The following is a 25,331-nucleotide window of genomic DNA, read 5'->3' on the forward strand; positions in this document are numbered from 1 at the left end:
AGTGTTATCTCCTATCGCCCTGTAATAGACCAAAAGTGCGGTTATTTTTCCAAATATTTTTAATCATTCTAATCTTTCTTCGATTATCCGACAACAAAAACGGGCTGAAAAACAACCGCACTTTGATTCCCTTGCAATATGCCGCAGTGTCTCCGATAGTAATCATCTCAATCGCTTTTAAATAGGGCGTACACAAGTACGCCCCTATATTTGGTATCAATTTTTTATTTTATGCGTTTGCTACATAATTCTCACACTACTCTGCCAGCTCTACTTGCTCATGAGCCATTAATTCCTGACCGACATCATCAAGTAAAGTTAAATAGCGCTCGTATTGTCTCAATATATCGGCAATCAATTCATCTTGATCCATATATTGCACATCGTAACCGACACGCCCATCAAAAAAATACGTATAGGGCTGATAACTTGTTTCATGTTGAATATGCGGAAGACTTTCATCGTTAATGAGCTGTTCGGAAACCTCATGCCCAACGGATTTAATTCCATACATAAAATCACGCATCAATTCTTTTTGAATGACTAATTCTACGGCGGGTTCTTCCTGATCAAATAAGGTATTGATTTGTACGTTTAAATTATATTTGCCGATAAGTTCTTGGCGTAATTCACGCATAGCCGGCAACGCCGTGTATTTTAAGAAACGCAAAATATCTTTTTCCTGTGTTTGGCTCATCATTTGTTCCAAACGGTCTTTCCATTTTTCCCCCGTCCAGAAAATACTGGTTGGATTAACTTTAGTCGTAAAGTATTTTTTATCTGCATTTAACCCTTTCCACAGACTAAAACACATCACTAACATCAATACAGCAAAAGGTAATGCCACCATTAATGTCATGGTCTGCAAGTTTGCTAAACCACCTGATTTCATTAATACAATCGCCACAACAGACATTAGGACACCCCACATTACTGTCTGCCAGTTCGGTGAAATAAGACTTTTATCACGAGAAGCAATATTGTTTAAAACATAAATCCCCGAATCCGCCGAAGTGATAAAAAATAGCGAAATAACGATCAAACTCACCAAACTACTAACAGCAGGCAATGGTAAATAATCAAGAAACTTAAATAGTAGCGTTTCCGGTGATGAAATCATTTTTCCCAGCGCGCCGGCTGCCTCACCATCATTTAACCAAATAGCCGTGTTACCAAATACTGTAAACCAAAGGATACCGAATACACTTGGAATGACTAATACCCCAAAAATAAATTCACGGATAGTACGACCTCTGGAAATACGGGCGATAAATAACCCGACAAATGGCGCCCATGAACACCACCACGCCCAATAAAGTACCGTCCACCCACTAAACCAAGCTGTATGTTCTTGCTCATACGCATAGGTTTTAAAACTAAGTTGTACTAAATTACTGAAATAAGTGCCAATGTTGTCGCTAAATGCCGAGAGTAAATAAAGTGTTGGTCCGGTAACCAGTACAAAAATGAGTAATAAAAATGCCAATGTTAAATTCAATTCACTGAGCATTTTCACTCCTTTTCCTACACCTGAGATAGCAGAAAAAACCGCTAGGCTCATTACCACTGCAATCACAATAATTTGTAACGTAAACGTATTTTCACTCACCCATCCCATTTGGTGTAATCCGGCACCTAGCTGGGATGCCCCGAAACCTAAAGTAGTAATAATACCGAATAAGGTAGCAAGCAATGCCATAATATCAATGAGATCGCCTACTTTTCCATTGATGCGATCTTTCAACAACGGGTAAAAACAAGAGCGTAACGCTAACGGCAATTTATAACGGAAACCGAAATAAGCCAAGGCTAATGCAATTGTGCCATATACCGCCCAGGCATGAATGCCCCAATGGAATAAAGTATGTAATAACGCCTCTTGTTGTCGATGCTCTGCCGGTCCGCTAGTAATTTCCGAAAGATAATGGGCTAATGGCTCAGCGACACCAAAGAACATTAAGCCCACTCCCATACCGGCAGCAAATAACATAGCAAGCCAAGAGAGGAAACTAAATTCAGGTTCTTCCTCATCACTACCAAGTTTAATATTCCCCAAACTACTTACGGACAAAATGAGCAAAAATCCTAAAAAAACTGAGAATACCAACACATAAAACCAGCTAAAATTTGCAAAAATGCCTGCTTTCGCTTGGTTTAATAATGCTTGAGTGTGATCCGGTGCAATTAAAATCATCGCCACCAGTAATAAAACAAAAAATAACGTTAATCCGATTACAAAAGGATTAAATGACGTTCGCTTTTCCATAAATTGAGATAAAGACAAACCTTTCCCCTTAAAATAAAGTCTATAAATTAAAAATTCGATTTATTCAAAACATTGCCGTTAAGCAAAAAAAGTGTGTAGTGGAATCACTACAATGGACAGCACATAGAAGTGCGATTTTGGTAGAAACACTCAGTAGGCATTGAGAGATTGTTTCTAAAAACGGGGTGAAGTCTATCAAAAAATGATGATTATTTCAAATTAGTGGATATTGACAATTAAAAGTGCGGTGAAAAAACACTGACATTTTCCACCGCACTTGAAAGAAAACCTATATCCGTTCTTCAATAATTCCCCCACCTAAGCATACCTCATCCAGATAAAATACTGCGGATTGTCCGGGCGTTACGGCAGCTTGAGATTCATCAAAAACAACACGGATGGTTTCATCATTAATAGGTTCTATCACGCAAGGAATATCCGTTTGACGATAGCGGGTTTTCACTGTGCAACGTAAGGGAGTTCGAATCGCTTGACGATCCACCCAATGGAGCTGTTTGGCAATTAACCCTTTGGAAAATAAACGTGGATGATCATGACCTTGAGCCACAATGAGTTCGTTATTTTCCACATCTTTATCCACCACATACCAAGCTTCGTCACCGGCATTTTTCAATCCACCAATACCCAAGCCTTTACGCTGCCCTAAGGTATGGTACATTAACCCCTCATGACGACCAATCACCTCGCCGTCCACTGTGCGAATATCCCCGGGTTGTGCCGGTAAATAACGTGCTAAAAAATCCTTGAATTTACGCTCACCTATAAAACAAATTCCCGTTGAATCTTTCTTTTTTGCCGTAATCAAACCTAGCTCTTCGGCAATCGCACGCACAATCGGTTTTTCAATTTCCCCCACAGGAAAAAGACTTTGCCCCACTTGTTGATGGCTTAGGGTATATAAAAAATAGCTTTGATCTTTATTGGCATCCAAACCACGTAATAATTTGGCTTGATTGTCATCACCAGAGCGACGAACATAATGCCCCGTGGCGATATAGTTTGCGCCGAGATCTTCTGCCGCATATTCTAAAAATGCTTTAAATTTAATTTCTTTATTACATAAAATATCAGGATTCGGTGTTCGACCGGCTTTGTATTCCGTTAAAAAATGCTCAAATACGTTATCCCAGTATTCTGCGGCAAAATTGATTTTATGCAGTTTAATTCCGAGCTTATCGCACACCGCCTGCGCATCTGCTAAATCTGCTGCTGCGGTACAATAATCCGTATCATCATCCTCTTCCCAATTTTTCATAAACAGGCCTTCTACTTGATAACCTTGCTGCTGAAGGATAAAAGCAGATACGGATGAATCTACTCCACCGGACATACCGACAATGACTTTTTTAGCGGCGTTCTCAGTTAATTGCTCCGCCGTAAGTTGCAGGAAATGATTTTCGTAAGTTTGTGATTTCATAATGTGATAGTAAAAATTTCGCTAAATTAAGTATTCGGGCATTCTACCGCAAATCAATTAAGAGTAAAAATGCCCAAGAATTTCGGGCATTTATGGTTATATTCATGATCATTTCATTGTCCGTCTGGCAGTGACCGTTTTTCCACCGATTCCCCAATTATCCATATCAACTTCATCAATAATCACGACCGTTGTTTCAGGGTTTTTATTCAACACTTTTTGTAATAACAGTGTTACCCCTTCGATTATTTCCGCCTTTTGCTGTGCCGTCGGCGCTTCCTTCCCTCCGGTTACTTTAATATTGACATAAGGCACATTAATTTCTCCAAAATTATTTCACTTCATAAAATGACGAATCATCATTTTTCTTTGCGAATTTTTGTTCATACTCCGCTTTCGCTTTTTCATCACCCGAATCAAGTTTTGATTGAAGCGTATCACAAGGCTTATCACAATCACAGGCTTTAGCGATGCCTAACGTGGATAAACCGCCACAGCTACCTTTTAAGCTCTGTTTTTTGATGATAAAACCAATAGACATCAATAAAATAATCGCAACAAATACGATGAGGGTAAAAAATAAAGTTTGCATGATTAGTCCTTTGTTTCCATTAGTTTTTTAAATGCAGATGATATTTTCGTTTCAAAGCCATTTGCGGTTTTGATAATTAAATATATTGCGAGATCATTTTTCTCTGCCACTTCAAGGGCTTTTTCTTCCCCGAGTACAAATAATCCCGTTGATAAACCGTCTGCCGTCATAGTTGTTGGAGAAAACACCGTGATAGAGGCAAGATGATGTTGAATCGGGTAACCGGTTTTCGGATCAATTTCATGGGCAAAACGTTTACCGTTTTCTTCAAAATAAATACGATAATCGCCGGACGTTGCCATTGCCATATTATTTAAACCAATCACATTTTCGACCGCTCTTTCTCCCGTCATATTAGGCTTTTCAATGGCAATTTGCCAAGGTTTCCCTTCTGCGTTCTTTCCTTTAGCTCGAATTTCACCACCAATTTCTACCATATAGTTTTGTGCATTAAGCTGTTCTAACTTCTCTGCAACTTGATCCACGCCAAAGCCTTTCGCAATGGAAGAAAGGTCAATATAGACTTGCGGAACTGATTTACTTAATGTTGGGATATTACCACTCATATCAAGTGTGATTCTATCAAGTCCGACCCAAGCTTGACGCTCGGCGAGTTGTTCCGCAGTCGGTTGACGCTCAGGGCGTTTTTCCGGACCAAATCCCCATAAATTCACGACCGGCCCAACGGTAACATCAAGTGCCCCCTCCGTGACTTGATGTAATTGAATTGCTTCTGCCAACACTTTCGCAAAATCCGCCGAAATTTCGATAGGTGTGTTTACCTGCGTATTTTGGTTAAAACGGCTCAATTCCGAATCCTTGATATAGGTGGACATTTTTGCATTGACATCTTTTAGAATGTATTCAATCTGTTCGTGGGTATTTTGTAAATTTTCACTCACAGAACCATCATCAATATATTTAACATGATAGGTTGTGCCCATGGTTTTACCACTTAGCGAGATCACCTCAGGATCTTTCTTACAAGCTGCCAATGAGCAAGCAAAAGCAACAACAAGTAGTCCGCTCAATATTTTCTTCATTTATTTTTTCCTAATGAGATGAATTATAGGCAAACTGACTTTTCAATCAGCTTGCCTGTAATCTGAATAACAATAAGGGCGTACTGAATACGCCCATAGAAAACGCCTTAAATTTTGACCGCACTTCACCATAAAGTGCGGTCAATTTTCATGGTGTTTTAACTAATTAAAATCAGCCACCGAAGTCATCTAATAAGATATTTTCGTCTTCAACGCCGAGATCTTTCAACATTTTGATAACCGCAGCGTTCATTACAGGAGGTCCACACATATAGTATTCACAATCTTCCGGAGCTTCATGATTTTTCAAGTAGTTCTCATAAAGTACGTTGTGAATAAAACCGATATAGCCGTCCCAATTATCTTCCGGTAACGGATCAGAAAGTGCTACATGCCATTTGAAGTTTGGATTTTCCGCTTGAAGGGAATCAAAATCTTCCACATAGAACATTTCACGTTTAGAACGTGCACCATACCAGAATGAAATTTTACGTTTGGAATGTAAACGTTTTAACTGATCGAAAATATGTGAACGCATTGGCGCCATACCTGCACCACCACCGATGAAGACCATTTCCGCATCGGTATCTTTTGCAAAGAATTCACCAAATGGTCCGGAAATTGTCACTTTATCACCCTCTTTTAATGACCAAATGTAAGAGGACATTTGACCCGGAGGTGCATCAGGTTGACGTGGTGGAGGCGTTGCAATACGCACGTTAAGCATAATAATGCCTTTCTCTTCCGGATAGGAAGCCATTGAGTACGCACGAATGATATGCTCATCCACTTTAGACACATAACGCCATAGATCGTATTTATCCCAGTCTTCGTGATATTCTTCAGGAATATCGAAGTCTTTATAGTAAACCGTGTGAGGCTCCGCTTCGATTTGGATATAACCACCGGCACGGAACGGGACTTCTTCACCTTCAGGAATCGCTAATTTAAGCTCTTTGATGAATGTCGCTTTGTTGTCGTTAGAAATAACGGTACATTCCCATTTTTTCACGCCGAAGATTTCTTCCGGAAGTTCAACTTCCATATTGCCTTTCACATTCACTTGACAAGCCAGACGATAACCTTCTTTTGCTTCACGCTTATTGATGTGAGAAAGTTCGGTTGGGAGAATTTCGCCACCACCGCTTTTCACTTTCACAATACACTGACCACAAGAGCCACCGCCACCACAAGCAGAGGAAACGAAGATACCTTTACTTGCCAATGCGCCTAATAATTTGCCACCGGCAGGTAATGTGATTGCCTTTTCGGAATCATCATTAATACCGATTGTAATATCCCCGGAATCTACGAGTTTTGATTTCGCAAATAAGATGATTGCTACTAACACCAATACGATAACCGTAAATGCAGCAATACCGAGTGCAAGAATTACTGAATCACTCATTGATTACACTCCTTATAATTGAATACCGGAGAAGGACATAAAGCCCAACGCCATCAAACCAACGGTGATGAAAGTAATGCCTAAGCCTTTCAAACCACCCGGAATATCCGCATATTTCATTTTTTCCGTTAAACCGGCAAGAGCAACGATGGCTAGCATCCAACCCAAACCGGAACCGAAACCATATACGATAGATTCAGGGAAATTGTAATCGCGTTGAACCATAAAGGATACGCCCCCGAAAATCGCACAGTTTACTGCGATAAGCGGCAAGAAGATCCCTAATGCGTTATAAAGAGACGGCATAAATTTGTCTAATACCATCTCAAGGATTTGTACTAAACCTGCAATCACACCGATAAAAGTGATGAAGTTTAAGAATGACAAATCCACACCTTCAATTAACGCATTTTCTTTTAGTATGTTAGCGTAAATTAACTGGTTAACAGGTACCGCAACGCCTAATACGAAGGTTACTGCAATCCCTAAACCAAAAGCCGTAGAAACCTTTTTTGATACCGCCAAGAATGTACACATCCCCAAGAAAAAGGACAGTGCCATATTTTCAATGAAGACGGCCTTCACAAATAGGCTAATATAATGTTCCATTGATTATTTCTCCTGTTGCTCCGGTTTCCAAGTTCTTAATCCCCAGATGACAAATCCGATGATAAAGAATGCACTTGGTGCAAGTAGGAATAAACCGTTTGCTTGGTACCAACCACCATTTTGAATAGTTTCAAAAATAGTTATACCGAATAATTTACCTGAACCGATAAGTTCACGGAAGAAAGCAACAATAATTAACATTGCGCCATACCCTAAACCGTTACCAATACCGTCTACGAAACTTTCAAGCGGAGGTGATTTCATTGCAAAAGCCTCTGCACGACCCATCACGATACAGTTTGTAATAATCAAGCCAACGAATACTGAAAGCTGTTTAGACAAACCATAGGCGTAAGCTTTTAATATTTGGTCAACGACAATTACCAATGAAGCAATAATCGCAAGTTGTACGATAATACGAATACTGTTAGGAATATAGTGACGGATTAAGGAAACAAAGAAGTTTGATAACCCCGTTACTAAAGTTACCGCAATAGCCATAACAAATGCAGTTTCTAATTTCGTTGTTACCGCTAATGCAGAACAAATCCCAAGGATTTGCAACGCAATTGGATTGTTTTTAGCAATAGGAGCTAATAACAGATCTTTTAAATTTGTTTTTCCAGACATTAGTTCGCTCCTGCTTGAAATTTTTCAAGATATTTACTAAAGCCATTTTCACTGAACCAATAATCAAAAGTACCTTGAACACCATTACCGGTTAGTGTTGCCCCAGATAAACCATCAATACTATGATCATCTTTTGGTGCTTGACCTTTCACAATATGGATAGCCGGTTGATATTGTTCATTGAAAAGTTTTTTACCTTTAAATAAACCTGCCCAATTTGGGTTTTCAATCTCACCACCTAATCCTGGAGTTTCACCATGTTGATAATAAGTGATACCGTTAATCGTATTGCCGTCCGGTTGAACAGAAACTAAACCATACATAACAGACCATAAACCTGTACCGTAAATTGGCAAGATCACCTGCTGAGTTTGACCTTGTTCATCTTTCACAAGATAAATTTCAGCTGTTTTTCCACGAGTACGGATTCTCGCCTTATCTTGTTCGGCAGGAATCGCCTCTTGATAATCATCAGGCTGTTGAACATAATCACCTGTTGCCAAATCAACAAAACGTGGTTCAATAAATTTTGCATAGGTTTCTTTTACATTTGTTTTTTCCTGTAAAAGTCCTGCAACGTTTAGGATATTTTTTTGTTTGTCGAGTAATTTTTGCTCTTCTTGTGCAGGTTTTAACATCACTGCGGAACCAGCAACAATAATGGAACAAACTAAACTCAGGAGCAACACCACAAGAATTGTGCCGCCTACACTGTCTTTATTAAACTTAGCCATTTGTTCTTGCTCTCCGACGTTTGATATTTGCTTGAACAACGATGTAGTCAAAAATTGGTGCAAATAAGTTTGCAAACAGAATCGCTAACATCATTCCTTCCGGATAAGCCGGATTCACAGTACGAATTAATACCGCCATTACACCTATCAACGCACCATACCACCATTTACCTGTATTGGTGAACGATGCTGAAACCGGATCCGTTGCCATAAACACCATACCTAGTGCAAAGCCACCTAAAACAAGATGCCAGTGCCAAGGCATTGAGAACATCTGATTCGTTTCAGAACCAATTAAGTTAAACAATGTTGAGGTTGCAATCATACCAATCATCACCCCTGCGATAATACGCCACGAGGCAATTCGGGTGAAAACAATGATTGCGCCGCCAACTAAGATCGCTAAGGTTGAAACTTCGCCCATTGAGCCCGGGATATTACCAATAAACGCATCCATCCAAGAGATTGGTTGTCCGGTTACGATGTGTTGCAACGCACCTTGACCCGCTTGTGACCACTGTGAAAGTGCGGTTGCTCCAGAGAAACCATCCGCAGCAGTCCATACAGTATCACCGGAAATTTGTGCTGGATAAGCAAAAAATAGGAAAGCACGACCGGCAAGCGCAGGGTTCATAAAGTTACGACCTACACCACCGAAGATTTCTTTTGCCACCACGATACCAAAACTGATACCAAGTGCGGCTTGCCATAATGGTAAAGTTGGCGGAACAATTAAGGCGAAAAGAATCGTAGAAACAAACATCCCTTCATTAACTTCGTGACCACGTACCACAGAGAATAATAATTCCCACATCGTACAAACGGTAAATACCACCAAGTAAATCGGTAGGAAGAAAATTGCACCTAAGGCCATTTTACTGCCCCAACCTGCGTTTAAGGTTAAATCCAACCCTAAACCGTTAGCCAGTGCATAGTGCCAATCATTTGCAATTAATTGCTCTAAATTGCCTAATTGATTCAATGCAGGGATCGCTTGATTACCCACATTGTATATACCATAGAAAATCGCTGGAAATAATGCGAGGAACACGGTGATCATCATACGTTTTGAATCTAATGCATCACGCACGTGTGTGTTTTTGTGCGTTACCGTACCCGGTGTATAAAGCAAGGTATAAATCGATTCAAAGATCGGGTAAAGCTTGCTGTATTTACCTCCCGGTAAAAACGCGGGTTCCATTTTTTCTAAAAGATTTTTTAGACCCATTTCTAACCTTCCTTCTCAATCTTTTCTAAAGCTTGACGTAAGATGGAACCATATTCATATTTGCCCGGGCAAACAAAGGAACAAAGTGCCAAATCTTCTTCATCCAACTCTAAACAACCTAATGCTTGAGCACCATCAGTATCACCTGCGATTAAATCACGGAGCAATAATGTTGGTAAAATATCCAACGGCATAACACGCTCATAGTTACCGATTGGTACCATTGCACGCTCACCACCATTTTCCGCAGTGGTAAAATTAAATAATTTTTTACCAAAATGTCCTAATACGGTACGGGTAATGGAATATTTATTAGGTTGCGGTGTAATCCAACCAAAGAACTCTTTTTCATTGCCTTCTATAATAACCGAAACCTGTAACGCGTAACGACCCAAATAGTCATGTGCGCCTTTCGCGGTATTACCGCATAGCACAGAACCGGAAATCACACGATTTTCGCCCGCACTTAGCTCGTCTTGCACTAATTGTGAAAGATTTACGCCAATCACGGTACGGATCAGACGTGGATTTTTCACTTGAGGACCGGCAAGAGAAATCACTCTCTCAACACAAAGTTCACCGGTTGTGAATAATTTACCGATAGCAATAACATCTTGATAATTAATATGCCATACGGTTTTATGTCCGCCTACCGGATCAATAAAGTGAATATGGGTTCCCACCAGACCTGCCGGATGTACTCCACCAAAGTCATGGATTTGAAGATTTGATAAATCCACAGCCGGAATATTCATATTGCCTGTTTTACACAGATGTAACGGCTTGCTAGGGAATAAACGACTTAACACGGTTAAACCGTTGATGAAATCTTGCCAGTGCTCTTTTAACACGACTTCAGGATCAGCCGCGAGAGGATTAGTATCCATCGCATTCACAAAGATAGAAGAAGGTTCGCTTTCAAGTGTAGGAACTTTGCTAAAAGGACGCGTACGTAATGCCGTCCATAAGCCTGACTCCACAAGATTTTGTTTTACTTGTTCGGAAGAAAGCGTATTGAGTTCATCTGCATTGTATTTTGCGAAAGTGATTTGTTCATCGCCTTCCACATTAATGACCACAGATTGTAATACACGTTTTTCGCCACGATTTATTGCTGTGATAGTACCACTTGCAGGGGCTGTGAAAACCACACCGGGATTTTTCTTGTCTTCAAAAAGCACTTGTCCTTTCTTAACAACATCACCTTCACGTACCTTCATAGAAGGACGCATCCCCACATACTCCTCACCAAGAATCGCAACTTGATTCACAACGTTACCGCTGTGGATTACTTGTGCCGGTTTTCCTGCGATAGGAAGATCCAAGCCTTTCTTAATTGTAATCATACTGTTTGCACTACTTTTCAAGGTTAAAAAATACGACTGCAAATAAACAAGGTTAAATGCAATCTCGTGTTTGAGCGTGACAGAGAATACGTTAAACCGTTAAAGTATTAACTACTGACACATAAATAAAAAACTCAAATCGGTTTAATTTTTTGACAAAGTAATTGAGCTTTTACAACATCAAAAAATTGAAAATATAAAAATTAAAACGACTTATTCTAGCTAAAATCTGCGCTTCATTCCACTTTAACCCACACTTTTTGTGAAAAAATTGTGAACTTTTTGAAAGATACACACAAAGAGTTATGAGCAGAAAACAATCAAATTATAATCCAACTCCGACACAGTTTGGTGAATTTGGAAATACCTCACCACGCTCTTCCCATTCTTTTCTTGTATAAAGATATAGCGCTAAGGCATGAATGCCGCTTTTTAAATCATCGGCAAATAATTGATACAATTTTTGATGGCGTTTAACCTTACTCATCCCATCAAAAACATCACTCACAATAACTAATTTAAAGTGAGAATTTGCACCACGACCGGAACTATGCATGTGACTTTCATTTTCTACCGTTGCAAAGTGCGGTTGAAATTCAGCGCTTATTTTATCCAATAATTCTTGTTGCTTTGACATCATTAATCTCCAATAAAATTTTGTTGGAAGGCTATACATCCGCCATTAAGTCTGCAAGAATAACACAAATCAACCCGCTTAATTGAGGAAATTATGAAACTCTCGAATAAAATCAAAACATTATCTTTTACCGGTCTCACTGTTGCGACAATGTTTCTTGCCGGCTGCCAAACTCAATCCAATACATTAACATTCACACCGCCTGCGCCAAGTGCTTCCATGAATGTTAATCAATCTGCCGTTGTTTATGTCACTACCAGCGATTCCCGCTCAAAACAAGATGTCGCCAGTTACGTAAAAAACGGGGAATTAGTGAAACTCAATGCTTCTCCGAATGTAACGCAATTATTCCAACAAGTGATGCAACAAAATTTGGTAAGCAAGGGATTCCGCATCGGACAGGTAAACAATTCAAATGCAGGTGTAACCGTTGAAATAAAAGATTTTTTCACTCAAGTGGATCAAGGCAATTTACGTTACAATCTCAACAGTAAAATTCGAGTGACCGTACATGTGCAGGGAACCGGCGGAAAATATAACAAAGACTTTAATGTGAGCCGCTCACAATCCGGCGCATTTAATGCCGACAATGACGAAATTCAAAAAGTGCTTGGCGAGACCTTCAAAGACATTGTTAATAATATCTACCAAGATCAAGAAGTCGCGACAGCAATCAATCAATATACCCGCTAATCCTGTTTGGGGCATTTTGCCCCATTTATTTTCCACAAAAACTTGACGAATTCCCCTTTCAAGCGTAACATTCGCCCGATTTTTTAATGAGAAGGACACACACTTTGGACAGTCATAGTCGATACCGAATATCGCTTTAGACTCCCGCCCAATGCCAAACGGCTATCGGCGAGAGTTCGTCGGTAGATTTACCGATTTCGGCATCCTTAACAGCAAACGAAAATACCGCAATTTTTAACCGCACTTTTATTCGTTTGACATTCTTTTGTTCACGGTTAACTGTTCATAATCCCAAAAGGAGTATGAAATGATCAATGCTTTTACTATCAACGATTCCCGTTTATTTCGGATCGATGAAGATCAAACGGATCTCAACAGCGCAATCTGGCTTGATTTGCTTGAACCTACCGGCGAAGAGCGTGAAATGCTACAAGAAAGCTTAGGGCAAAGCCTTGCCTCTTTCCTTGAATTAGAAGATATTGAAGCGTCCGCCCGTTTCTTTGAAGACGAAGACGGCTTACACTTACACTCATTCTTTTACTGTGAAGATGAAAATAACTATGCGGATCTTGCCAGTGTAGCATTTACCATCCGCGATGGTCGCTTATTTACCTTACGGGATCGGGAACTGCCCGCATTTCGTTTATATCGTATGCGATCCCGTAGTCAGCGCTTACTGGAATTTAACGCTTATGAAGTGTTGCTCGATTTATTTGAAACCAAAATCGAACAACTTGCCGATGTCATCGAAAATGTTTATGCTGACCTAGAAGAATTAAGTCGAGTGATTTTAAACGGAACCCAAGGTGAGGCGTTTGATGAAGCCTTAAATACGCTCACCGAACAGGAAGATACCAGCTCTAAAGTGCGTCTATGCTTGATGGATACCCAACGCGCACTCGGTTTTTTGGTACGCAAAACCCGTTTGCCGGCAAACCAGCTGGAACAGGCTCGAGAAATCCTACGAGATATTGAATCCCTACAACCGCACAACGAATCACTGTTCCAAAAAGTGAACTTTCTCATGCAAGCGGCAATGGGTTACATCAATATTGAGCAGAACAAAATTATGAAATTTTTCTCGGTAGTATCCGTTATGTTCCTACCGGCAACACTAGTCGCATCCACTTACGGAATGAACTTTGAATTTATGCCGGAGCTCCATTTCAAATACGGTTACCCCATGGCTATCGGCTTAATGATCGCTGCAGCACTCACACCATACATTTATTTCAAACGAAAAGGATGGCTATAATGGAATTATCACAAACCGCATTATTTGTCGGCTCAATCATCAACCTTTATGCACTGGTGTTGGTTTTACGCATTTGGCTACAATTGGCGAAAGTGGATTACTACAATCCTCTTTCACAATTTATAGTAAAAATTACAGAACCGCTACTTAAACCCATTCGTAAAATGATGCCGATCATCAAAAATATGGATACTTCAGCCGTCCTGCTGATCTTTATCCTCGGCGCATTAAAATCCTTACTTTACTTTGGATTGGCGATTGATGTGATGGTAATTTTAGGCCTATTAAGCATTTTAAAAGCAATTGGAATGACCATTTTCTATGTGCTATTTATCGGTGCGATTTCAAGTTGGTTTAATCGTGGCAACAATCCGATATTCTACGCATTCTATCAACTGTCGGAGCCGTTATTACGCCCTGTTAGAAAAATTTTGCCGACTATCGGCGTGATTGATTTTTCACCCATGGTCATTGTGTTTATCTTATTATTTATCAATAACTTTATGATTGATATGCTACAAGGGCTTTGGGTGATTGCAGGATAAGTGCGGTCATAAAATACCTGTTCTCAGCCACGTTCTACGTGGCTTTTCTTTACGAGATTGATATATGTCAGCAATCGAAAAAATGCCCGACGGCATTCGCTTGAAGATTTTTTTACAACCCAAAGCCAGCAAAGATCAAATTGTTGGAATACATAATGAAGAACTCAAAATCACCATTACCGCGCCTCCCATAGAAGGGCAAGCAAACGCACATTTATTGAAATTCTTAAGCAAAATTTTCAAAGTACCGAAAAGCAGTATCCTGTTGGAAAAAGGCGAATTAAATCGTCATAAACAAATTTGGATTCCAGCCCCTAAATTAATCCCGAAAGAAATCGAAAGACGCTTATTTGATAATTAATGGAAATGATAACTCTACACCATCTTTATACTGCTCACATATAATATAGGCAACTACAACATAATTACCTTTTTCTAAAGGAACAATAAATAAATCTCTATCAATTTTAGTTGTTAAAGTTTGTAATAAACTATCAACTTTTATTACAACTACATTATTATCTTTTAGATAGAGATCTTTTCTATAAGATCTGTTCAAATTTTCTAATTTTAATGGAGGTAGTATAGATGGAGAGGCTACCACTCTACCTAAGTTACTATATTGGTTAATTAATTTAGTTACAGGATCAGTCGCTTCTCGTTTCTTTTTCTCTGCTGACAAAAGAATATCAGATGGTCTAGGATCTTTAATAAATTCTAGAGATGGCTCTTCTCCTTTAAAGAACAATTTTATTTCTTTTGGGAAAGATAACTCTATATGTATATCTGTCGCCTTTACCTGTCCCATATTAGATATAGAGAAAAATAGTGGAAACTTATTCTTACTTATCAGCTCATTTCTTATTTGTGCTTTGTTATAATTATAAATCTCCTCTTCTGATGGTATATTACTATTATACTGTTCTATATCACCATCCGTAATAAACTCTAATAAATCAGGTTCTATACTTTCTCTTTTTAACATTTTAGGAACACTAATAGTTCCTTCAAATCTATCAGGATAAGAAAGCTCTAGTGAATCACCACCATTTAGCTGAATATTAATATTAGGAATATCGTTATCTCTTTCTAACTCTAATAATTTATTTTTTAATTCATTATTTTCCTTACTTAATCGGGCCAATTCATTAACAACCTCAGGAGATATTGAATTACTCCCCCTAATCCATCCAATTTGTGGTTTATTTAAAAATGATTTAAATAGTGCAGTTGGAACTTTAGAAATCAAGTCATTAGAATCAGTCCAAAACTGGCACATTCTAGTTTTTGCCTTATCAACAAATTTATCTAACTTATCAGCTTTATCTTTATCATTTTCTCTCTCATGAGGTTTTAATGCTACATTACGATCCTGAATAAATGCTAAAACAGGAATATCTTTAGAAACAGCATAATCATATTCTTTTTCTGTGTAACTGATTCCATCTTTAGGCTCAATACTCCCGTACCTATGCCCAATTATTACAACATAATAATCACTTGAATCTATCGTTCTTTTTATTATCTCCCATTGCTGAGAATCTTCAGCACTGAACATCTCCATACCAGCTGGAAACTGTTCCATTGAAAGAATACTATTTATAACCTTATTTCTGACCTCAATAAGATCTGTATATGTAGAACTTACAAACACCTGGTATTTTTTATTGTCCATGGTTTACCCAATGCTGTACATGTAGTCAATTTAATACTATAACAATTTTAGTAGATATGATTAAGCTATCACTTAATCCCCTATGCGAAATACACTCTATACGATAGGGGAGATTTTAACTACTACTGCCCTACCAATTTATAGCGTTTTACGATATTCTATGAATCAATTTTCTCATGTAAAAATCCCGCCAGAGTGCGGTCAAAATTTAAGGTGATTTTATGCAAGAACAATATCGTCCCGATATGATTGAACCTAAGGTTCAACAATATTGGGCAGAAAATAAAGTCTTTAAAGCGGTTAAAGATGTAAGTAAAGAGAAATATTATTGTCTTTCTATGTTCCCATATCCGTCCGGTCGTCTGCATATGGGGCACGTGCGTAACTATACGATTGGTGATGTGGTTTCACGTTATCAACGTATGAACGGTAAAAATGTGTTACAACCGATTGGTTGGGATGCCTTTGGTTTGCCTGCTGAAGGAGCGGCGATTAAACACAAAACCGCACCGGCAAAATGGACATACGAAAACATTGAATATATGAAGAATCAGCTCAAAATATTGGGCTTTGGTTATGATTGGGATCGTGAAATTGCGACCTGTAAACCTGAATATTACAAATGGGAACAATGGTTTTTTACCGAGCTTTACAAAAAAGGCTTGGTGTATAAAAAAACCTCAACCGTAAACTGGTGTCCGAATGATGAAACGGTACTTGCCAACGAGCAAGTGCATGACGGTTGCTGTTGGCGTTGCGATACACCTGTGGAACAAAAAGAAATCCCACAATGGTTTATTAAAATCACTGATTATGCCGAACAGTTATTAGGCGGGTTGGATAATCTTCCGCAATGGCCGGATATGGTGAAGACCATGCAACGAAACTGGATCGGTCGTTCAGAAGGGGTTGAGATTACCTTTGATGTAGCAGAAACCAACAAAAAATTAGCGGTTTACACCACCCGCCCCGATACGTTCTATGGGGTGAGCTATTTAGGTATTGCCGCCGCTCACCCATTAGCAAGCCTTGCAGCACAAAATAATCCCGAACTGGCCGCATTCATTCAAGAAGCGAAAAATGCGAAAGTTGCCGAAGCCGATCTTGCCACCATGGAGAAAAAAGGCATGGCGACAGGTTTGTTTGCGATTCACCCGTTAACCGGTGAAAAATTGCCGATCTGGGTGGCGAACTTCGTATTAATGCACTATGGTACAGGTGCGGTCATGGCAGTGCCTGCTCACGACCAACGCGACTATGAGTTCGCTCAAAAATACGCTTTACCGTTAAAACAAGTTATCGCACCACTTGCCGGTCAAGAAATTAATTTAAGTAAAGAAGCGTTCACCGAGCACGGAGTTTTAGTCAATTCGGCAGAATTTGACGGATTAGATTTCGACGGGGCATTCAACGGCATTGCAGACAAACTTGAAAAACTAGGCATGGGTAAACGCCAAGTAAACTATCGCTTGCGTGACTGGGGGGTATCCCGCCAACGTTATTGGGGTGCACCAATTCCAATGCTTACTCTTGAAAACGGTGATGTAGTGCCCGCACCGCTGGAAGATTTACCGATTATTCTCCCGGAAGATGTGGTGATGGACGGTGTGAAAAGCCCGATTAAAGCGGATCCAAACTGGGCGAAAACTACCTTTAACGGTACACCGGCGTTAAAAGAAACGGATACTTTCGATACGTTTATGGAGTCTTCTTGGTATTACGCGCGCTACACCTCACCAACATTTGCAGAAGCCATGTTAGATAAAGAGGAAGCTAATTACTGGTTACCGGTGGATCAATATATCGGCGGTATCGAACACGCTACAATGCACTTGTTATACTTCCGCTTCTTCCACAAACTCTTGCATGATGCCGGGTTTGTAACCAGCGATGAACCGGCAACCAAATTATTATGTCAAGGTATGGTACTTGCCGATGCTTTCTATTACACCAGTCCGACTAATGAACGTATCTGGGTCAGCCCAACGCAAGTTACCCTTGAACGTGACGAGAAAGGCCGTATTATTAAGGCGACTGATCCTGAGGGGCGCGAACTTGTACATTCCGGTATGACCAAAATGTCGAAATCGAAAAATAACGGTATCGATCCGCAAGAAATGGTGGAAAAATACGGTGCGGATACGGTTCGTTTGTTTATGATGTTTGCTTCCCCTGCGGATATGACCCTTGAATGGCAAGAATCGGGCGTGGAAGGGGCGAAACGTTTTTTAGGTCGTGTGTGGAACTTGGTGTATCAATACCAACAAAACCCTGCAAAAACGGCATTAGATGTCACCGCACTTTCAGCGGATCAAAAAGCCCTTCGCCGTGAAGTGCATAAAACTATAGCAAAAGTGAGTGACGATATTGGCCGCCGCCAAACTTTCAATACTGCGATTGCGGCAATTATGGAGTTGATGAACAAACTCACTAAAGCGCCATTAGAAACCGAGCAAGATCTTGCGGTAATGGCGGAAGCATTAAGTGCGGTAGTACGTATGCTTTATCCGATTACCCCACATATTTGTTTCGAGTTATGGCATGCCTTGGGCAATAAAAACAATATCGATACGGCTGAATGGGTGAAAGCCGATGAAGCGGCAATGGTGGAAGATGAAAAACTCATTGTTGTACAAGTAAACGGTAAAGTACGTGGAAAAGTTACCGTCGCCTCAAATGCCGATGAAGAAACAGTAAAAACTACTGCTTTTGCCGATGAAAATGTGAAGAAATTCATTGATGGTCAGCAAATCGTGAAAGTAATTTACGTGCCGGGTAAATTGTTAAATGTTGTGGTGAAACCACAATAATCCATAGAAATAACCGCACTTTGGTAATAATAAGTGCGGTTGATTTTATAGGTAATTTTTATGATTAAATTAACGAAAAAACTCTTTCTAATCACAACCGCGATCGTACTTTCAGCCTGCGGATGGCATCTGCAAAATGGGGCATTAATTCCACAAGAATTGCAAACGCTAACCTTTGAAAGTGCAGATCCTTATAGTGAGATGTCAATGGCAATGCGCCGCCAATTACAAATCAATAATGTCAATCTTGTTAAACCGACACAAAATATACCGGTTCTACGCATCAATAAACAAACCAGCGATAATCAGGTTGCTTCTATTTTTAAACGTGGTCGTGAAGCAGAAAAAGTCTTAATGTTGGAAGTAGAAGCCAGCGTACGTTTAGCCAATGGTGAAACCTATCCAATCAGTGCAAAAGTAAACCGCACTTTCTTTGATAACTCACGGGCGGCACTGGCAAAAGCGGCGGAACGTGATGTGATTTGGAATGATATGCGCGATCAAGCTGCCCGTCAGCTCATCACCAAAATGGTTGCATTACAGCACCAAGTAAAAGGTAAGTAATGAACCGTCTTTTTCCTGAGCAACTCGCCCATCAGCTTAGCCAACGTCTAACCAAAGTTTATTTATTGGTCGGGCAGGATCCGCTATTACTCAGCGAAAGTGAAGATTCGATTTATCAAACAGCCGTTCAGCAAGGCTTTGATGAAAAAAATACGGTACAAGTTGATAACCAAACCGATTGGAGTGAGCTTATTGAAGCCAACCAATCAATGGGCTTGTTTTTTAATAAGCAAATGCTGGTTCTCAATTTACCGGAAAATTTAACCGCCCCTTTGCAGAAAAATCTACAAGCATTCATTGGTTCATTAACTGAAGATAGTTTACTTGTTCTCAGCATAGCAAAACTTTCCAAAACCATGGAGAAACAGGCTTGGTTTTTAGCCGTTAATCAATATGAACCGAATTCAATATTGATTAACTGCCAAACGCCAACAATCGAAAATCTTCCCCGTTGGGTGAAAAATCGGGTTCAAATGATGGGATTAGAAGCCGACAGTGAGGCTATTCAACAGCTTTGTTATAGTTATGAAAATAATCTACTTGCACTAAAACAAACGTTACAGCTTCTGGATTTACTTCATCCTGATCGCAAACTTAATTACAATCGAGTCATTGAGGTTGTGGAACAGTCTTCTATATTTACACCTTTCCAATGGATTGACGCGCTTCTTGCCGGTAAAGTAAATCGAGCCAAACGAATTTTAGGCGGTTTACAAGCAGAGGACATTCAACCAATTATTTTACTTCGCACTTTACAACGTGAACTATTAATGCTACTTGAGCTTACAAAACCTCAACAACCCACTCGTATAAGCGAGGCGTTACCACTTCAACAAATTAAGCAGGAATTTGATCGCCTTAAAATTTGGCAAAATCGTCGACCGCTCTTTTTAACTGCGGTACAGCGATTAACCTATAAAAAACTGTATGAGATTATCCAAGAATTAGCCGATATTGAACGCCTTGCCAAACAAGAATTTAGCGATAATGTATGGGAAAAATTAGCGGATTTATCCGTTAGAATTTGCTCGTAGATAAATCGCTTTCGGCAATTAAACGTTGAATTAACTTTGCATTCGCCGGTGGAAATAATCCCGCATCCAGCGAGTGTTGTTCAATCCAACAGCCCTCTTGCCCCTCACGCCCAAAAGGTTCACCAATCCATTCCTCCACAACATAAAAAAAGAACGAAATAATCTTAGCGGGATATTCAAACTGAAATCTTTCATACAGTTCGGCATTTAATACCACGATCCCGATTTCTTCCTCTAATTCGCGTTTTAAAGCCTGTTCCGGCGTTTCACCGGCATCCACTTTACCACCCGGAAATTCGAGAGATTGTGCAAAATCTTGTCCTTCCAAGCGTTGAGTTAAATAAATCTGTCCGAATTCATTACGAATAATGCCGGCGGCAACTTGTATTACAGGTTTTTCCATTTTGTCAGATCCAAGTATGAAAAAAGTGCGGTCAAAACAACCGCACTTTTAGTGAGCGTCATTAGTTATATTTAGCACGATTGCCATGGCAATGCTTATATTTTTTTCCGGAACCGCAAGGGCAAGGCTCATTTCGTCCTACGTGGCGATCAGAATAATCCTCCTGTTGTGCCGAACGATTCTCATCCACCGGTTTATGGCTCTGAGTTTCACGTGCCGCCATTTCTTGACGCAAACGCTCGGCATCTTCAACTTCCTCTTGAGTACGAACACGCACACGTGTGAGCGTGGTGATAACCTGATGTTTTAAAGAATCCAGCATTTCCGTAAACATACGGAAAGATTCTTTTTTGTACTCTTGTTTCGGATCTTTTTGCGCATAACCGCGTAAATGAATTCCTTGACGAAGATAATCCATTGCAGCCAAATGCTCTTTCCAAAGTTCATCCAAGGTTTGTAACATCACGCCTTTTTCAAAATGGCGCATGGTTTCTTCACCGGCAAGCGCTTCTTTTTCTTTGTATTCCTCTTCTGCAATTTCTACAATGCGTTCCCGCAAGTTTTCTTCGTGCAGATTATTGTCTTCTTCCAACCACTTCTCAATCGGTAATTGCATACCGAATTCTTGTACAAGGCGTTCTTCAAGCCCTTTAATATCCCATTGTTCTTCCAAAGATTGCGGCGGAATATATTGATCAATCACATTATTGAATACGTCATGGCGAATCGCTTTGATGGTGTCTGAAATATCATCATTATCCAACAGGTGATTACGTTGCTCATAAATGGCATGACGTTGGTCATTTGCCACATCATCATATTCAAGTAAATTTTTACGACCGTCAAAGTGGAAGGCTTCCACCTTCGCTTGTGCAGAGGCAATCACTTTCGCCAACATTTTGGATTCCATCGCTTCACCCGGTACAGTGAAGGCTTTACGCATTAAGTTGAGCTTGCCTTCATTGAGGTAAATGCGCATTAATCCGTCCTCTAAAGAAAGATAGAAACGGGAAGAGCCCGGGTCGCCTTGACGACCGGAACGACCGCGCAACTGGTTGTCAATACGGCGTGACTCGTGACGTTCCGTACCGATAATATGTAATCCTCCGGCTTTCATCACGATATCGTGATTTTTATCCCACTCCGCTTTTAAAACATCGAGTTGTTCTTGAGTCGGGTTATCTAATTTAGCCGCCTGTGCTTTCCAGTTACCGCCGAGAATAATATCCGTACCGCGTCCCGCCATATTGGTTGCAATAGTAACCGCCCCCGGATAACCTGCTTCCGCCACAATTTCCGCTTCCTGTTGATGGAATTTCGCGTTTAGTACATTGTGTTTAATTCCCGCTTTATCTAAGGCTTTTGATAATTCTTCGGATTTTTCAACGGAAATCGTCCCCACCAATACAGGCTGTTGGCGTGCGACACAATCTTTAATATCCTCAATGATCGCATTAAATTTGTATTCTTCATTTTCAAACATTAAATCTGTGCGATCATCACGAATCATTGGACGATTTGTTGGGATCACGACGGTTTCCAAACCATAAATTTGTTGAAACTCAAAGGCTTCGGTATCCGCCGTACCAGTCATACCGGCCAGTTTTTCATACAGGCGGAAATAGTTTTGGTAAGAAATAGAGGCGACGGTTTGGTTTTCGCTCTTAATATCCACCCCTTCTTTGGCTTCAATTGCTTGGTGTAACCCGTCCGACCAACGGCGACCGGCCATAGTACGACCGGTATGTTCATCCACGATCACAATTTCGCCGTCTTTTACAATATAATCTACATCACGTTCAAACAAAGTATGCGCGCGTAATGCCGCCATTACGTGATGTAACAAAACAATGCGCCCCGGTGAATACAGTGAATCACCCTCCGGCATTAAGCCTTGATCTATCAACCAATTTTCGACTTTTTCCTGCCCGCGTTCGGTTAAATGCGCCTGTTTCGATTTAAGATCTAAGGTAAAATCGCCTTCACCTTGGTATTCTTCGGTGTCTTCTTTTTCTTGTTTAATCAAACTCGGAATTAATTTATTAACGGCGATATAAAGATCCGAACTATCTTCCGCCTGACCGGAAATAATCAACGGCGTACGAGCTTCATCAATTAAAATGGAATCCACTTCATCCACTAACGCATAACCTAAGGTACGTTGGAAACGTTCTTCTTTTGAATGGGCTAAATTATCGCGTAAATAGTCAAAACCAAGTTCACTGTTCGTGGCGTAAGTAATATCCGCAGTGTAAGCGGCACGTTTTGCTTCCGGTGGTAAACCTGGAATATTTACCCCGACACTCATCCCCAAAAATTCAAATAACGGTCGGTTGGTTTCCGCATCTCGACGTGCTAAGTAATCATTTACGGTCACGACATGCACCCCTTTGCCTTCTAGCGCGATAAGATAACAAGGCAAGGTAGCAGTCAAGGTTTTCCCTTCCCCGGTACGCATCTCTGCAATACAACGGTTCGTTAATACCATACCGCCGATAAGCTGCACATCAAAGTGACGCATTCCCAGCACACGTTTACTCGCCTCACGCACTGTGGCAAAGGCTTCCGGTAAAATATCTTGTAGGGTTTCACCAGCATTTAAACGCTCACGAAATTCATCGGTTTTAGCACGAAGTTGTTCATCGTTTAACGCTTCAAATTCCGGTTCTAATTTATTAATTTTGATAACTTGTTTTTTAAGTTTACGTAAGATACGGTCATTACGACTGCCAAAGATTTTTGTTAAAATACTCATAATTTTTCTTTAAAAATAATAGGTTAAAATAATCAACGGATGAAATTTTCAAATTTCGTACATCACAACGATCCGGTATGAATTTTTCAAATTCATCGGGATCATAAAAAATCAGAAATTAAATGAGTAAAGGACCTGCTCGAATCGGAGCTTGAGGATTGAGTATCTCCGCAATAAAGTGCGGTTGAATTTTAGGTTGTTTTTTTGTTGAATGAGAAAAGGGAAGCTGTTGGAACAATTGGCGTTGCTCATCCTGCAACACCTTCGCTGTTTCCAACACTTGCTGAACCGATACGTTTGATGAATAACTTTCTGCAGGTTGATTCTCTAAGCTTTGCGCATTAGGCAAGGCAAAGATGGCGATCATACTTAAAAGTAATCGCGACCAAAAATTCGGTTTGGTTTTACCTGAAATCATCATCTCGTTGTGTATTACAAAAATTGTGTGTATTGTAGCGGAAATCTAAACTGATGTCATTTATTGGGGGGATTTCATGAAAAACAAGGCCGAACGTTATCAAAAAGCCGTAAATATTGTCGAGATAATGGAACAATCGTCCTTTGCTCAAATAATGCAAAAAGGCTTAGCAATACATGAATTAAACCAAAAATTTAACCGCTCTTTTCCCCAAGAATTTCAAGACTTATTTCGTATTGGTCGGATAAACGGGGATACACTGTTTATTGAAGTCGCAAATGCGATTGTTAGGCAAGGAATGCTGTTTCGCCAATCGGATTTATTAACACTGATTCAACAGGATTACCCGCAGGTAAAAAGGCTAGATTTGAAAATCAGCCCTGAATTTAACAGAGTTATGCCTTAAAAATTGCAATCAACTCTTTTACTTTTACCCGTTTTTCCGAATTTTGACTAATAGAACGCTGCACTTTAACCCGCTTAAATTTTGCCCCTTGGTAAATTTCACGGGTAAATTTTATATCGTGATTGGAAATCAAAACAGGAATCTGTTTTTCCTTTTGCACTTTTTTAGCGAGCTCCGCTAAAGCCCGTTGATGTTCCAGACCAAATTCATTACCTGCATAACCGGTGAAGTTGGTCATTTGTTGTAACGGTGCATAAGGCGGATCACAGTAAATCACTGATGTTTTATCCGCCAGTTCAAAGGTTTGTTTAAAATCTCCGCATAAAAATACCGCACTTTGCGCTTTGTGCGCAAAATAGCGTAACTCATCTTCCGGAAAATAATGGGTTTTATAAGCACCAAAAGGCACATTAAATTCGTTATTGCTGTTATAACGACACAGCCCGTTAAAACCGAATCGGTTTAAATAAAGAAAAATAACGGAACGCTCAAAAGGATCATGGGATTCATTGAATTGCTGACGTTTCGCATAGTAGTAATCGGGCGTATTGGCTTGAGGTGAAAAGAAAATCTGCTTACAAGCGTCAATATATTGATCAACGTTATCCTTAACAATATTAAATAAATTAATCAGATCAGGGTTAATATCCGCCAGAATATAACGTTCAAAATTAGAATTTAAAAACACTGCCCCTGCGCCCACGAAAGGCTCAATTAAACATTGTTTTTTCTTTGGGAAGGCTTTATTAATATCGTCGGTTAAACGAAACTTACCGCCCGCCCATTTCAAAAAAGGGCGGTGCTTTATTTTAGATTTAATCTTTTTTTTCGGACGTAGCATT

Annotated in this window: 26 protein-coding genes; 8 read left to right on the forward strand and 18 right to left on the reverse strand. The window is 40.0% G+C overall.

The window, feature by feature from the left end; translation table 11 throughout:
- Positions 1–4 precede the first annotated feature (4 nt).
- The 13 genes from PNEUHYL_RS13485 to PNEUHYL_RS11075 form a co-directional block, all read right to left on the reverse strand.
- Positions 5–166 carry a hypothetical protein gene (locus PNEUHYL_RS13485; protein ID WP_157888078.1) on the reverse strand — a complete coding sequence of 54 codons (162 nt, stop codon included), beginning with the start codon at positions 164–166 and terminating at the stop codon, positions 5–7.
- A gap of 90 nt (positions 167–256) precedes the next feature.
- Complete coding sequence (locus tag PNEUHYL_RS11020; RefSeq protein WP_059368253.1) at positions 257–2,284, reverse strand: BCCT family transporter; 2,028 nt, start codon at positions 2,282–2,284, stop codon at positions 257–259.
- A gap of 271 nt (positions 2,285–2,555) precedes the next feature.
- The gene (gene mnmA, locus PNEUHYL_RS11025) at positions 2,556–3,704 is read right to left on the reverse strand and encodes a tRNA 2-thiouridine(34) synthase MnmA (protein WP_059368258.1); all 1,149 of its coding nucleotides are present in this window, start codon (positions 3,702–3,704) and stop codon (positions 2,556–2,558) included.
- 108 nt (positions 3,705–3,812) lie between these two features.
- Positions 3,813–4,019 carry a tautomerase family protein gene (locus PNEUHYL_RS11030; protein ID WP_059368261.1) on the reverse strand — a complete coding sequence of 69 codons (207 nt, stop codon included), beginning with the start codon at positions 4,017–4,019 and terminating at the stop codon, positions 3,813–3,815.
- A 16-nt stretch (positions 4,020–4,035) separates the two neighbouring features.
- Positions 4,036–4,296 (reverse strand): (Na+)-NQR maturation NqrM, encoded by a 261-nt coding sequence (gene nqrM, locus PNEUHYL_RS11035; RefSeq protein WP_018356316.1) that lies wholly within the window; start codon positions 4,294–4,296, stop codon positions 4,036–4,038.
- 2 nt (positions 4,297–4,298) lie between these two features.
- Positions 4,299–5,339, reverse strand: a complete 1,041-nt coding sequence (locus PNEUHYL_RS11040; RefSeq protein WP_059368266.1) for an FAD:protein FMN transferase — start codon at positions 5,337–5,339, stop codon at positions 4,299–4,301.
- A 172-nt stretch (positions 5,340–5,511) separates the two neighbouring features.
- A complete protein-coding gene (nqrF, locus tag PNEUHYL_RS11045; RefSeq protein ID WP_059368270.1) occupies positions 5,512–6,747 on the reverse strand; it encodes an NADH:ubiquinone reductase (Na(+)-transporting) subunit F in 1,236 nt (411 codons plus the stop codon).
- A 12-nt stretch (positions 6,748–6,759) separates the two neighbouring features.
- Positions 6,760–7,356, reverse strand: a complete 597-nt coding sequence (nqrE, locus tag PNEUHYL_RS11050; RefSeq protein WP_018356313.1) for an NADH:ubiquinone reductase (Na(+)-transporting) subunit E — start codon at positions 7,354–7,356, stop codon at positions 6,760–6,762.
- A gap of 3 nt (positions 7,357–7,359) precedes the next feature.
- Positions 7,360–7,986, reverse strand: a complete 627-nt coding sequence (locus PNEUHYL_RS11055) for an NADH:ubiquinone reductase (Na(+)-transporting) subunit D (protein ID WP_059368271.1) — start codon at positions 7,984–7,986, stop codon at positions 7,360–7,362.
- A complete protein-coding gene (locus PNEUHYL_RS11060) occupies positions 7,986–8,720 on the reverse strand; it encodes a Na(+)-translocating NADH-quinone reductase subunit C (RefSeq protein WP_059368275.1) in 735 nt (244 codons plus the stop codon). The genes PNEUHYL_RS11055 and PNEUHYL_RS11060 overlap by 1 nt, the downstream gene beginning before the upstream one ends.
- On the reverse strand, positions 8,713–9,948 hold the full coding sequence (locus PNEUHYL_RS11065) for an NADH:ubiquinone reductase (Na(+)-transporting) subunit B (RefSeq protein WP_059368281.1): 1,236 nt from the start codon (positions 9,946–9,948) through the stop codon (positions 8,713–8,715). Before PNEUHYL_RS11065 ends, PNEUHYL_RS11060 begins: the two co-directional genes overlap by 8 nt.
- 2 nt (positions 9,949–9,950) lie before the next feature.
- A complete protein-coding gene (locus PNEUHYL_RS11070) occupies positions 9,951–11,294 on the reverse strand; it encodes a Na(+)-translocating NADH-quinone reductase subunit A (RefSeq protein WP_059368284.1) in 1,344 nt (447 codons plus the stop codon).
- A 325-nt stretch (positions 11,295–11,619) separates the two neighbouring features.
- Positions 11,620–11,931 (reverse strand): BolA family protein, encoded by a 312-nt coding sequence (locus PNEUHYL_RS11075; RefSeq protein ID WP_059368286.1) that lies wholly within the window; start codon positions 11,929–11,931, stop codon positions 11,620–11,622.
- A 93-nt stretch (positions 11,932–12,024) separates the two neighbouring features.
- Here PNEUHYL_RS11075 and PNEUHYL_RS11080 point away from each other — a divergent pair, with 93 nt between their 5' ends.
- The 4 genes from PNEUHYL_RS11080 (at position 12,025) to yggU (ending at position 14,785) form a co-directional block, all read left to right on the forward strand.
- Positions 12,025–12,624, forward strand: coding sequence for a YajG family lipoprotein (locus PNEUHYL_RS11080; RefSeq protein WP_059368291.1), 600 nt, complete (start codon positions 12,025–12,027; stop codon positions 12,622–12,624).
- A gap of 307 nt (positions 12,625–12,931) precedes the next feature.
- Positions 12,932–13,879, forward strand: a complete 948-nt coding sequence (corA, locus tag PNEUHYL_RS11085; protein WP_059368293.1) for a magnesium/cobalt transporter CorA — start codon at positions 12,932–12,934, stop codon at positions 13,877–13,879.
- A complete protein-coding gene (locus PNEUHYL_RS11090; protein ID WP_059368297.1) occupies positions 13,879–14,424 on the forward strand; it encodes a YggT family protein in 546 nt (181 codons plus the stop codon). Before corA ends, PNEUHYL_RS11090 begins: the two co-directional genes overlap by 1 nt.
- A 64-nt stretch (positions 14,425–14,488) precedes the next feature.
- Positions 14,489–14,785, forward strand: a complete 297-nt coding sequence (yggU, locus tag PNEUHYL_RS11095; RefSeq protein WP_059368303.1) for a DUF167 family protein YggU — start codon at positions 14,489–14,491, stop codon at positions 14,783–14,785.
- Here yggU and PNEUHYL_RS11100 read toward each other — a convergent pair.
- A complete protein-coding gene (locus PNEUHYL_RS11100; protein WP_059368308.1) occupies positions 14,771–16,099 on the reverse strand; it encodes a DUF4062 domain-containing protein in 1,329 nt (442 codons plus the stop codon). The genes yggU and PNEUHYL_RS11100 overlap by 15 nt on opposite strands.
- A 221-nt stretch (positions 16,100–16,320) precedes the next feature.
- Here PNEUHYL_RS11100 and leuS point away from each other — a divergent pair, with 221 nt between their 5' ends.
- The 3 genes from leuS to holA are packed head-to-tail and all read left to right on the forward strand — an operon-like array spanning position 16,321 to position 20,507.
- On the forward strand, positions 16,321–18,909 hold the full coding sequence (leuS, locus tag PNEUHYL_RS11105; protein WP_059368313.1) for a leucine--tRNA ligase: 2,589 nt from the start codon (positions 16,321–16,323) through the stop codon (positions 18,907–18,909).
- A gap of 60 nt (positions 18,910–18,969) precedes the next feature.
- On the forward strand, positions 18,970–19,473 hold the full coding sequence (locus PNEUHYL_RS11110) for an LPS-assembly lipoprotein LptE (protein WP_059368318.1): 504 nt from the start codon (positions 18,970–18,972) through the stop codon (positions 19,471–19,473).
- A complete protein-coding gene (gene holA, locus PNEUHYL_RS11115; protein ID WP_059368323.1) occupies positions 19,473–20,507 on the forward strand; it encodes a DNA polymerase III subunit delta in 1,035 nt (344 codons plus the stop codon). The genes PNEUHYL_RS11110 and holA overlap by 1 nt, the downstream gene beginning before the upstream one ends.
- On the opposite strand, the gene mutT is transcribed toward holA, so the two are convergent.
- The 3 genes from mutT to secM form a co-directional block, all read right to left on the reverse strand.
- Positions 20,491–20,910, reverse strand: coding sequence for an 8-oxo-dGTP diphosphatase MutT (mutT, locus tag PNEUHYL_RS11120; RefSeq protein ID WP_059368328.1), 420 nt, complete (start codon positions 20,908–20,910; stop codon positions 20,491–20,493). The genes holA and mutT overlap by 17 nt on opposite strands.
- 61 nt (positions 20,911–20,971) lie before the next feature.
- Positions 20,972–23,665: a preprotein translocase subunit SecA gene (gene secA / locus PNEUHYL_RS11125; protein WP_059368332.1), complete on the reverse strand. Its 2,694-nt coding sequence runs from the start codon at positions 23,663–23,665 to the stop codon at positions 20,972–20,974.
- A gap of 118 nt (positions 23,666–23,783) precedes the next feature.
- Positions 23,784–24,083 carry a secA translation cis-regulator SecM gene (secM, locus tag PNEUHYL_RS11130; protein WP_059368334.1) on the reverse strand — a complete coding sequence of 100 codons (300 nt, stop codon included), beginning with the start codon at positions 24,081–24,083 and terminating at the stop codon, positions 23,784–23,786.
- 76 nt (positions 24,084–24,159) lie between these two features.
- On the opposite strand from secM, the gene PNEUHYL_RS11135 reads away from it, so the two are divergent.
- Entirely contained in the window at positions 24,160–24,489 is a 330-nt protein-coding gene (locus PNEUHYL_RS11135) for a DciA family protein (RefSeq protein WP_059368335.1), read from the forward strand.
- Here the strand turns inward: PNEUHYL_RS11135 and PNEUHYL_RS11140 are convergent.
- Positions 24,479–25,330, reverse strand: coding sequence for a Dam family site-specific DNA-(adenine-N6)-methyltransferase (locus tag PNEUHYL_RS11140; RefSeq protein WP_059368337.1), 852 nt, complete (start codon positions 25,328–25,330; stop codon positions 24,479–24,481). The two genes, PNEUHYL_RS11135 and PNEUHYL_RS11140, sit on opposite strands and share 11 nt — an antisense overlap.
- Position 25,331: the final 1 nt, after the last annotated feature.

The sequence above is a fragment of the Rodentibacter caecimuris genome (genome assembly GCF_001019715.1).
GTDB classification, from domain to species: Bacteria; Pseudomonadota; Gammaproteobacteria; order Enterobacterales; family Pasteurellaceae; genus Rodentibacter; species Rodentibacter caecimuris.